An 11154-nucleotide genomic window follows, 5' to 3' on the forward strand; every position below is an offset into this window, starting at 1 on the left:
TTGAAGCAGTCCACATCCATTGCCATTGAAACTCCTCAATTTTGGGGTAATAATTATCAGTTAATCGACTCAGGTGGATTTGAAAAGCTGGAGAAATTTGGAGAATTCACCGTTAGAAGACCTGAACCTCAGGCAATTTGGGCCAAATCATTATCTGAAGCAGATTGGCAAAAATTAAGTCATGCACACTTCAAAAAGGAAAAAGGAAGCCAAGAACGTGGTCAATGGGAAGTTAAAGGTAAAGTCCCAGATAAATGGTTTATGCCTTATCAATCTGATCGATTAAATCTTTCATTTAAAATTTCTCTTTCCTCATTTAAGCATGTGGGTTTATTTCCGGAGCAAGCGTCCAATTGGGAGTTTTTAGCTGAGAAAATCCCCTTATTTCAAAAGGCCAATCCGAAATTCTTGAACTTGTTTGCATACACAGGTGGAGCCAGTTTGGTATGCCGACAAATGGGAGCGGAGGTAACTCACGTAGATTCAGTGAAACCAGTTTTATCTTGGGCTAGAGAGAATATGGAAGTCTCTAAATTAGATGGCATTCGCTGGATGGCAGAAGATGCTTTGAAATTTGTAAAAAGAGAGGCTAGGAGAGGTAATTATTATCAAGGAATACTTCTTGACCCTCCAGCCTATGGAAGAGGTCCAGATGGCGAAAAATGGGTTTTAGAAGAGCAAATTGAAGATTTGTTACTATCTGTTAAGGAAATTCTAGATCCAGAAGAGCACTTATTACTAAGTAATGTGTATTCCCTTGGATTCTCGACTTTGGTTGTTGAAAACCTAATGAATGGCATATTTGATGTGCCTTCCAATGCCGAATCAGGAGAACTCTATTTAAATGACAATAGCGACAAAAAACTACCTTTGGGTGTCTTTCATCGCTATTATTATCAAGTATAATTCAACTAGTTTTTAGGATATATTGTTCCTTTGGCCGCCAATAAAGTATTTTTCATCAAAGATACAATGGTCATAGGACCAACTCCTTTAGGTACAGGAGTGATGTAAGAACATTTTGGAGCTACATCAGCAAAATCAACGTCGCCTTTTAAAGCAAAACCTGATTTTTTGCTGGTATCCACCACTCGGGTCAATCCTACATCAATTACCACTGCACCTTCTTTAATGTGCGCAGCTTTAATGAACTCTGGTTTTCCCAAAGCAGCAATAACAATGTCACCTTGAGCACAAATTTCTTCCAAATTAGGTGTTCTTGAGTGGGTCAAAGTAACCGTACAATTTCCCTGTGGGTGGTTTCTTTGCATCAAAATTGACATAGGTAAGCCTACAATTTGACTTCTTCCCACAACCACACAATGCTTGCCAGCCGTTTGAATTTGGTAATAGGCCAATAAATCCAAAACTCCTTGAGGCGTTGCAGAAATATATGCAGGTAATCCCTTGGCCATTCTACCGATATTGATGGGATGAAATCCATCCACATCTTTGGAAGGATGAATGGTTTCCATCACTTTATCAGGATTAATATGATCGGGTAGAGGTAATTGAACAATCAATCCATCCATGTCAGGATTATCGTTTACGCCTTGAACAGCGGCCAACAATTCTGCTTCTGTTATGGTCGGGTCAAAACGTAACAACGTGGAAGTAAAGCCTAATTCTTCACAAGATTTAACTTTATTCGCTACATAGGTTTCTGAAGCGCCATTATTACCCACCAAAATGGCAACTAAATGTGGGGCTCTTTGACCCGCTGCAACTAATTCTTCAACCTCTTTGGCAATCGAGGCTTTCATTGTTTCAGAAACAAATTTGCCATCAATAATCTGACTCATACCCAATAATTATTTGTTATTATTACTTTTTTCTTCCTTTCTTCGGTGCAGGTGCTTGTTCTCCTAAGGCTAGACATTGTTCTAATGTCAATTCAGCTGGATTCTGATCCTTTGGAATCTTGACATTACGCTTACCTATTTGAATATACGGACCATACATACCATTGACAATCTTCACTTGATCGTTTTCTGCAAATTCTTTAATGAATTTGTTCGCTTCCAAATTTCGCTTGGCTAAAATAATCTCAATGGCGCGTTCTGAACTTAATGTGGCCAAATTATCGGTTTTCCCCAATGAATAATATTTACCCGCATGCTTAACATAAGGGCCAAAACGACCTTTTCCTGTAGATATCAATTCATTTTCGAAAGTTCCTAAACTTTCTGCTTCAGCCACTTTCTGAGCTGATTCTAAAACACGAATAGCTCCTGCCAAATCCAGTGTAAAAGGATCTTCAGTATCTGGCAAACTAGTGAACTTGCCATCAAATTTAATGTAGGGGCCTAATTTTCCAGCTCCAATAATCAAAGGTTTATCCTCATGAATACCCACTTCGCGAGGTAATTTAGGACGCTCCAATAAAGCAATTGCTTCTTCTAATGTTAAATTAGAGATTGATTGGTCTTTTGAAAGGTTAGCAAAAACAGGTTTTTCTTCTTCACCTGATTCACCTAATTGAACAAATGGTCCAAATTTTCCTAAACGTACCGAAATTTTCTTTCCTGAAACCGGATCAACACCTAATTCTCTTCCACCCCCCACAGAACTGCGTGAAATCGACTTACTATCTTCTATGGTTTGATGGAAAGAACCGTAAAAATTCTTCATCAATTGTGTCCAAGCTAATTTACCTTTGGCCACATTATCAAATTCATCTTCCATTTCAGCAGTGAAGGTGTAATCCACTACTTCTTCGAAATTTTCAACAAGAAAATCGGTAACTAAAGTCCCAATATGAGTTGGGAATAATTTTGCTTTCTCTGTACCAACTATCTCTGAATTCTTTTGACCTACAATCTCTTCATCCTTTAATATCCACGTTTGAAACTCGCGCTCCTTTCCTGCACGATCTTCTTTGACGACATAAGCACGCTTGATGATGGTAGAAATAGTAGGAGCATAGGTAGAAGGTCTACCAATTCCTTTTTCTTCCAAAGCTTTAACCAAACTTGCCTCAGTATAACGAGCGGCTGGTCTAGAAAAACGCTCTTGAGCCTTTAATTCAGCTAAATCAAGTACCTGACCTATAGATAAAGGAGGTAACATATCTTTATTCTCATCTTCTTCCTCTTCGTCTTTTCCTTCAAGATATGCCTTTAAGAAACCCTCAAAAGTAACCACTTCACCTTGTGCAATCAATAATTCAGAAGTACTAGAAATTTGAATTTGAGCTGTAGTGCGTTCAATCACTGCCTCAGACATTTGGGAAGCAATAGCTCGTTTCCAAATCAACTCATACAAACGTTTTTCACGGGCATCACCAGAAATAGAATTGACTTCAAAATCAGTAGGACGGATGGCTTCGTGAGCCTCTTGTGCGCTTTCACTCTTGGTTTTAAACTGACGAGCATGATGAAATTTAGCTCCATAAGCTGCTTCTATAGCTGCTTTTGCTTTATCTCTTGCTTCTTGAGATAACATGGTAGAATCCGTACGCATGTAAGAAATACGTCCAGATTCATACAATTTTTGAGCAATTTGCATGGTAGTCGCTACCGAATATCCCAATTTTCTGGATGCTTCTTGCTGCAAAGTAGACGTCGTGAATGGAGGAGCCGGAGATTTTTTAGCAGGCTTAGTTTCTAAACTTTTAATGCTAAAGTTAGCCCCAACACATTTTTTCAAAAACGCTACAGCTTCCTCTTCTGTTGCAAAATTCTTTGGTAATTCAGCTTTCAACACCTTTTTACCTGGTAAATTGAATAAGGCTGAAATTTTATAGGTACCAACACTTTCGTGCTTTTCAATTTCTTTTTCTCTTTCAACAATCAAGCGAACCGCTACTGACTGCACACGACCTGCCGATAAACCCTTTTGAACTTTAGACCATAAAACGGGAGATAATTCAAATCCAATCAAACGATCCATGATACGGCGAGCTTGTTGAGCATTCACCAAATCCATATCAATTTTACGAGGTGCCAAAATGGCATTTTGAATGGCCGATTTGGTGATTTCTCTAAAAACAATTCTTTTAGTATCGTCTTTTAAGCCCAAGGCTTCTTTTAAATGCCAAGAAATGGATTCTCCCTCACGGTCGTCGTCAGTTGCTAACCACACTTCCTCTGATGATTTAGCTAAACTTTTCAATTCTGAAATCACCTTGGTTTTATCAGGTGAAATCACATAAGTTGGCGTAAAATCATGCTCTATATCAATCGCCTTATCGCCCTTGATAGGAAGATCCCTCACGTGACCAAACGAAGATTTCACCACAAAATCTTTACCCAAATACCCTTCGATGGTTTTAGCTTTTGCAGGCGACTCCACGATGACCAAATTTTTTGCCATTCTATTAAATTGAATAATGTAAACTAAAAAATGACCTCAAATATACTTGCTTAAAATGAATTTCAAGCGAATGGATACAGAAGCATTGAAAAAAAATCTATTTGTTCATTTAATCCGGGATATTACCTATCCGTATTCTGGAATTAAGATTTAAGCGTAATCCAACGTAATTAAATTGACCATTGATAAAGCTAGCAATTGCTTCCAATCGGAATATTTTCAAAAGGCCATCCAATCCATAACCCAGTTCTGAATACAAAAGTTTTTGATTATTGATGTAAACAGTATTAGCAATCAATAATTCCTTGACATAGGATTTTTTCATACCTAATACAGGCTTCAACCACAAATTGGAAAATTGAAACAAGGATAATCCTTCGATGTAGGTGCCCGAAGTACTGTAGGCATAATGGTTTACGTTCAAACGCTGGTTCGCTCCTGCAGTGAAATTTTGGTAATAGCCAACTAAACGATGGGAAGCCAACATTTCACCCGCTTGTACCAAATTCATGGTTCCATTATAATGCTTAAAATCAATGAAGTTCGTTGGTGCATCACCGATGAATGTCCCTGCATTAATGATAAAACCTGTTTTAATCCAAGGAGAAAGAGCCATATTTTGTAAATAAGAAAGCTCAACCATATTAAATGGTGCATTCGATTCTGCTACACCTTTCCAGCCTGCTCGGTATTTTAATAAGATGAGAGGAGAGGAGCCCCATTCGCTTTCTCTGATATGATTTCGGTAATATTGAGTTAGAAAAGGTCTAAATCCAAGGGTCAATTGACTGATAAAAGCTTGATGAGTCTGAAATCCTTCCTGAGTATATTCCGCATTTTGAGGATTATTGGAAGTGAATTTACGATTCAAGTAATTAAACCAATAGTAATCCGTGGTATTATCCATTTGGCTTCTTATAGACCATTCTAGGCTACTTTTTAGAAAAAACTTGGAAGAGAAGCGCTTGATCATGGCCAAATTCCAATATTCTTTCCGATAAATTTTCATTTGGTTATTTTTCAACAAAAGCGTTGAAAGTGAGTTCATTTCAGGGGAAATGGAATTATCAGGATTCAATTGTTGAACAAAATCACCTTGTGCTAAAGAAATATCAAAGGAATCTGTTTTATACCTCAATTTTACATAGCCCGTATTTCGATTCAAGCCAAAAGAACGCCTACCCAATATTTCAGCTTCCAGAAAACGATACCTTGCCCAACGCTTTCGAAATACCAATCCAGCATTGGCTACAAATCCTTCTACTGTATTAAAGTTGGAATCAAATACCGGTGATTTATAATAGATCTCAAAAGGATAAAAATCTTTTTGTCGAGGACCATAATAAAACGACTTAGAAAAAATTAACTGATTTAATGAAAATGGGCTTTTTCTTAAGGTATCTATCGATGCTTCCAATAAATTTGAAGCCATGGAACCTTGAAAAAATTGATCTTCTTGTGTTTGATGTAATACTTCTTCCCGCTTTACAAATCGAACAGAATCCATGGTAACTAAACCACTTTGCGGGCGCGACTTCCATTTTCTCAATAATGATTGATGAAAATTACCCAATAATTGGGTGGCAAAAACCTCATCAAAACCAATCTCAGCAATATTTAATCTTTCTTGAGATTGACTAGGGATTTGAAAATTAGCTTCTGCATTCCATTTTTTTGGACTTTGCTGTACTTCTTCCTGCAAAATGAATTCCCCATAATTACCCATGAGACCACCTGATAAACTAAAATATGCAGATTTGGGCAGCCAGGCTTGATGTATCCATTGATGTTGCAAATCCATGTGATATTGCAAAGCGTCTGATTCAACTTGAGCTTCCCAACGAATTATCCAACCAGAATGACTGAGCGTTAATTTACCTGTAAACAAACGATCACCGGAAGTGATTGGTCGAACAATAAATTGATATCCTTTTTGACCATCAACTAAGGTATCACCTTGATATACATACGAATAATAATCTCTTCCTTGATAATTGAGAGGAGAAACACAGTTAGTACCTATAAAATCTTGATAAAAATCAGGCCAGAAAAATAGGGTAGGTCTGGGGTATTTTTTTTGGAATCCCTTGACATCAATGACTTCATGCATCATTTGATTCAAACTTTTCACATAAACTTTTGCATGGGTTTGATTTCCATACCATTGACCTTCCTGAATGCCTTCATTTTTTTTCAATCGATTTTTGGCTAGGCCAATAACCTGATTAAAACGACCTTTTTCTTTCGTAATAACTTCGGCAGAAAATTGTCCCATCAAAGAACTATGTTGAGGAGCCAATTCCAAAGCCCTAGTTATTAAGGTATCCATGGAATTACTTTTTTGTCCAAAGGCATTAATGCTTCCAGAAAAAAACAAGAGAAAACAAAAAGAAGAAATCTGTTTAAATCTCAAATTGGGCTTAACAAGGGTTTTAACAAGCAGAAATTAATTGATAAAAAGTCAATTAAAATGTAAAATTCACAAAAAACTGCTGCAAAGGAAATGATATTTGCAAAAAGTGGCAAAAAGGTGGCGGTAATCTATTAATTTTACGAACAATTTATTAAAACCAACATTGACTCATGGCCTTTGATATTGAAATGATTAAAGCTGTCTATGATCGCATGCCGGCTAGAATTGCCGCAGCACGTGCATTGACAGGAAAACCGCTTACATTAACGGAAAAAATTCTTTACAGTCACTTGTGGGAAGGAACCCCTTCCACCACATTTACACGTGGAGGTTCTTATGTAGACTTTGCACCAGACCGTGTAGCTATGCAAGATGCAACGGCTCAAATGGCCTTATTGCAGTTCATGCAAGCAGGTCGTCCGCAAGTTGCTGTACCTTCTACTGTACACTGTGATCACTTAATTGAAGCTAAAATTGCTTCAACCACCGACTTAAAAGTGGCTGTAGACAAGAATAAAGAAGTGTATGATTTCTTATCATCTGTTTCAGATAAATATGGTATCGGATTCTGGAAACCAGGAGCAGGTATTATTCACCAAGTAGTTTTAGAAAATTATGCTTTCCCAGGTGGAATGATGATCGGAACTGACTCCCACACAGTAAATGCTGGTGGTTTGGGTATGATTGCCATTGGGGTAGGTGGAGCTGATGCTTGTGACGTTATGGCTGGTTTAGCTTGGGAATTGAAATTCCCTAAGTTGATTGGTGTGAAATTAACTGGAAAATTAAACGGTTGGACTTCAGCAAAAGATGTTATCTTAAAAGTAGCTGGAATTTTAACAGTTAAAGGTGGTACTGGTTGTGTGGTTGAATATTTTGGAGAAGGTGCTACTTCCATGTCATGTACTGGAAAAGGAACCATTTGTAATATGGGAGCAGAAATTGGTGCTACCACTTCTACTTTTGGATATGATGATTCAATGGCTCGTTATTTAGAGTCTACAGGAAGAGCGGATGTAGCCGCATTAGCCAATGGCATTCGTGAGCACTTAACTGCTGATTCTGAGGTATATGCAAATCCTGAAGCTTATTTTGATCAAGTAATTGAAATAAATTTAGATGCATTAGAACCACATGTAAATGGTCCATTTACTCCAGATTTAGCTACGCCTATTTCTAAATTGAAAGAATTAGCGATTAAAAACAACTGGCCAACTAAAGTAGAAGTTGGTTTGATTGGTTCATGTACGAACTCTTCTTACGAAGATATTGCTCGTGCAGCTTCTTTGGCTAAACAAGTAGCAGCTAAAGGCTTAAAAACTAAAGCGCAGTTTACTATTACTCCAGGATCAGAGCAAGTACGTTATACTATCGAAAGAGATGGCTTTATCTCGACATTTGATTCAATTGGCGCCACCGTATTTTCAAATGCATGTGGACCTTGTATCGGACAATGGGCTCGTCCAGGTGCTGAAAAAGGAGAAAAGAACACGATTGTTCACTCGTTTAACAGAAACTTTGCAAAGCGTGCTGACGGTAACCCGAATACTTATGCATTCGTTGCTTCCCCAGAAATTGTAACGGCTTTAGCGATTGCAGGAGATTTAACTTTCAATCCTTTAACTGATACGTTGACCAACGAAAAAGGAGAACAAGTGAAATTAGAGGCTCCAACAGGAGATGAATTACCAAAATTAGGTTTTGCTGTAGAAGATGCTGGATATCAAGCACCTGCTGAAGATGGTTCTGGTGTTCAAGTGAAAGTAGCTCCAACTTCAGATCGTCTTCAATTATTAGCTCCATTCTCAGCATGGGAAGGAACTGACTTGAAAGGTTTAAAATTATTGATTAAAGCAAAAGGTAAGTGTACTACTGATCATATTTCCATGGCTGGTCCTTGGTTAAAATACCGTGGACACTTAGACAATATCTCAAACAACATGTTGATTGGTGCTGTAAATTTCTTCAATGAAAAAACAGATAACGTTAAAAACCAATTGACAGGTGTTTATGGCGCTGTACCTGATACCCAGCGTGCTTATAAAGCTGCAGGTATTGGAACGATCGTAGTAGGAGATACCAATTACGGTGAAGGTTCTTCTCGTGAGCATGCTGCCATGGAACCACGCCATTTAGGAGTTCGTGCGGTATTAGTAAAATCATTTGCTCGTATTCACGAAACCAATTTGAAGAAGCAAGGTATGCTAGCTTTGACTTTCGCTAATGAGGCAGATTATGACAAAATCCAAGAAGATGATAGCATCAATATCCTTGGATTGAATGATTTTGCTCCTGAAAAATCTTTGACTATTGAATTAACGCATGCGGATGGAAGTACAGATAGTTTCCCTGTCAACCACACCTACAATGCTCAACAAATTGAATGGTTTAAAGCTGGTGGAGCCTTGAATATCATTCGTGCTTCGATTAAATAGAGCATAAAATTGTAAAAGGGCGCAAAATTCACTAGTTTTGCGCCTTATTTCAGATAAACCAACCATTGTTCCTTAATTTTTTCAAATGGCAGCGATTAATGCAGTAAAAATATTTTCAGGTTCAGCGTCCAATTATTTGGCCAAAGAAATTGCTAAATACTACGGAAAAGATTTGGGTGCAGCCACTACATTGCGCTTTTCAGATGGGGAAATGTCTCCAAGTTTTGATGAGTCGGTACGTGGTTGTGATGTATTTATCATTCAATCTACTTTTCCTTCGGCCGACAATCTGATGGAATTATTATTGATGATTGATGCAGCCCGAAGAGCTTCCGCACACTATGTTACTGCGGTTATTCCTTATTTTGGATATTCTCGTCAAGATCGTAAAGATCGTCCTAGAGTAGGTATTGGAGCGAAATTAATTGCTAACCTGCTGACTGCTGCTGGAGCTGATCGTTTGATGACGATTGACTTACATGCTGGTCAAATTCAAGGTTTCATGGATTTTCCTGTCGACCATTTGGAAGGAACGGCCATTTTTATCCCTTATTTGAAATCCTTAGGACTTGAAAATTTAACTTTTGCCTCTCCAGATGTGGGTGGTGTAGTTAGAACTAGAAACATGGCTAAGTTTTTCAATGCCAACATGGTTATTTGCGACAAACACAGAAAGCGTGCTAATGAAATTGCATCCATGCAATTAATCGGTGATGTGGAAGGTGCGAATGTCGTTTTAGTCGATGATTTAATTGATACGGGTGGTACCATGTGTAAAGCCGCTCAATTGATTATGGACAAAGGTGCAAAATCAGTGAGGGCCATAGTGACTCACCCAGTTTTATCAGGTAAGGCTTATGAAAACATTTCTAATTCCGTATTAACAGAATTAGTTGTGACTGACACCATACCTCTTAAAGAAGAATGCGCCAAAATTAAAGTTCTTACCGTTTCAGAGTTATTTGCCAAAGCGATCGGAAGAATTAGAGATCACGAATCTATCAGTTCATTATTTATTAAATATTAATTTCAACCGTTTTCAGGGGATAGCATCAAGCGAAAGACTGAAAACTTAACAAAAACAACATGAAAAAATTAGAGATTGTAGGGTATAAAAGAGCGAATCTCGGAAGTAAGGGCGCGAAAGATTTGCGTACTGAAGCTTTAGCTCCTTGTGTATTGTATGGTGGAAAAGAGCAGGTTCACTTTGCTGTTCCAATGATCCTTTTCCGTGATTTACTTTACTCATCTGATGTTTACGAAGTAGCATTGAACATTGAAGGTGATCAATACCGCGCTATTTTACAAGATGCGCAGTTTCACCCAGTAAATGAAATGATATTACACGTTGACTTTTTAGAAATTGTTGATAACAAGCCTATTAAGATCGATGTACCTATCAAAATTATTGGTAACTCTCCTGGTGTTATTAAAGGAGGTAAAATGATCCAAAAGTTACGTAAAGTAACTTTAAAAGGATTAGCTGAAAACATTCCTGATTTTGTTACTGCTGATATCTCTGGTTTAGACCTAGGACAAACAGTAAAAGTTAACAAATTGGATGTGAAAGGATGTGAGATCTTGAATCCAATGTCCAATCCAGTAGCAACGATCGATATCCCAAGAGCATTAAGAGGTAAATTAACAGCTTAATTCTAGGATTATCTTTCTGATAGAGATTAAAAAAAGCCTTCCAATTGGAAGGCTTTTTTAGTTATTAGTTATAAGTGTTTAGTTATTAGAAAAATCTGTCTTGTCCTGATATAGGTTGACAGTTGGGTTTATTAATAACTCATTGTAAATATAGTTTAAGCTGCATATAAATCAACTGGCATTTTCATTTTTAAAGCTAAATGCGGTCTTAATTCATTGTAGGTTTTAATGGCTTGTGAAACCGCTTTTTGAGCGGTTTTCAGGTTTTTATACGTAGCATCTAAATTGAATTCATTTTTCAAGATTCCATTCACTCTTTCGGCTAAGGCATTATCATAA

8 protein-coding genes are annotated in these 11154 nt (G+C 37.6%); 4 read left to right on the forward strand and 4 right to left on the reverse strand.

From position 1 onward, the window contains the following. On the forward strand, positions 1-906 hold the full coding sequence (locus G9H60_RS01935; RefSeq protein ID WP_262899914.1) for a class I SAM-dependent methyltransferase: 906 nt from the start codon (positions 1-3) through the stop codon (positions 904-906). Between the two features lie 5 nt (positions 907-911). Here G9H60_RS01935 and G9H60_RS01940 read toward each other — a convergent pair whose 3' ends face one another. The 3 genes from G9H60_RS01940 to G9H60_RS01950 all read right to left on the reverse strand — a co-directional run bounded on the left by G9H60_RS01940 (position 912) and on the right by G9H60_RS01950 (position 6643). Further along, positions 912-1802 carry a bifunctional 5,10-methylenetetrahydrofolate dehydrogenase/5,10-methenyltetrahydrofolate cyclohydrolase gene (locus G9H60_RS01940; RefSeq protein ID WP_223142423.1) on the reverse strand — a complete coding sequence of 297 codons (891 nt, stop codon included), beginning with the start codon at positions 1800-1802 and terminating at the stop codon, positions 912-914. Positions 1803-1824: 22 nt separating this feature from the next. Then, positions 1825-4314, reverse strand: a complete 2490-nt coding sequence (topA, locus tag G9H60_RS01945; protein WP_223142424.1) for a type I DNA topoisomerase — start codon at positions 4312-4314, stop codon at positions 1825-1827. Between the two features lie 109 nt (positions 4315-4423). Then, positions 4424-6643: a DUF5686 family protein gene (locus G9H60_RS01950; protein ID WP_223142425.1), complete on the reverse strand. Its 2220-nt coding sequence runs from the start codon at positions 6641-6643 to the stop codon at positions 4424-4426. 254 nt (positions 6644-6897) lie between these two features. Here G9H60_RS01950 and G9H60_RS01955 point away from each other — a divergent pair, with 254 nt between their 5' ends. From G9H60_RS01955 to G9H60_RS01965, 3 genes are all read left to right on the forward strand, one after another. Continuing rightward, on the forward strand, positions 6898-9162 hold the full coding sequence (locus G9H60_RS01955; protein WP_223142426.1) for an aconitate hydratase: 2265 nt from the start codon (positions 6898-6900) through the stop codon (positions 9160-9162). An 85-nt stretch (positions 9163-9247) separates the two neighbouring features. Further along, complete coding sequence (locus G9H60_RS01960) at positions 9248-10189, forward strand: ribose-phosphate pyrophosphokinase (protein WP_166373997.1); 942 nt, start codon at positions 9248-9250, stop codon at positions 10187-10189. Positions 10190-10248: 59 nt separating this feature from the next. Then, positions 10249-10815 (forward strand): 50S ribosomal protein L25/general stress protein Ctc, encoded by a 567-nt coding sequence (locus G9H60_RS01965; RefSeq protein ID WP_223142427.1) that lies wholly within the window; start codon positions 10249-10251, stop codon positions 10813-10815. A 155-nt stretch (positions 10816-10970) separates the two neighbouring features. Here G9H60_RS01965 and G9H60_RS01970 read toward each other — a convergent pair. Then, positions 10971-11154 (reverse strand): integrase core domain-containing protein (locus G9H60_RS01970; RefSeq protein ID WP_223142428.1); only part of this gene is annotated, 184 nt, incomplete at its 5' end.

Source organism: Aquirufa aurantiipilula (genome assembly GCF_019923745.1).
Classification (GTDB): Bacteria; Bacteroidota; Bacteroidia; order Cytophagales; family Spirosomataceae; genus Aquirufa; species Aquirufa aurantiipilula.

Bases quoted from the DNA above. Each gene is read 5' to 3' on its own strand.
- G9H60_RS01940 (WP_223142423.1), bottom strand. From the start codon at position 1,802: ATGAGTCAGATTATTGATGGCAAATTTGTTTCTGAAACAATGAAAGCC.
- topA (WP_223142424.1), bottom strand. From the start codon at position 4,314: ATGGCAAAAAATTTGGTCATCGTGGAGTCGCCTGCAAAAGCTAAAACC.
- G9H60_RS01950 (WP_223142425.1), bottom strand. From the start codon at position 6,643: ATGGATACCTTAATAACTAGGGCTTTGGAATTGGCTCCTCAACATAGT.
- G9H60_RS01955 (WP_223142426.1), top strand. From the start codon at position 6,898: ATGGCCTTTGATATTGAAATGATTAAAGCTGTCTATGATCGCATGCCG.
- G9H60_RS01960 (WP_166373997.1), top strand. From the start codon at position 9,248: ATGGCAGCGATTAATGCAGTAAAAATATTTTCAGGTTCAGCGTCCAAT.
- G9H60_RS01965 (WP_223142427.1), top strand. From the start codon at position 10,249: ATGAAAAAATTAGAGATTGTAGGGTATAAAAGAGCGAATCTCGGAAGT.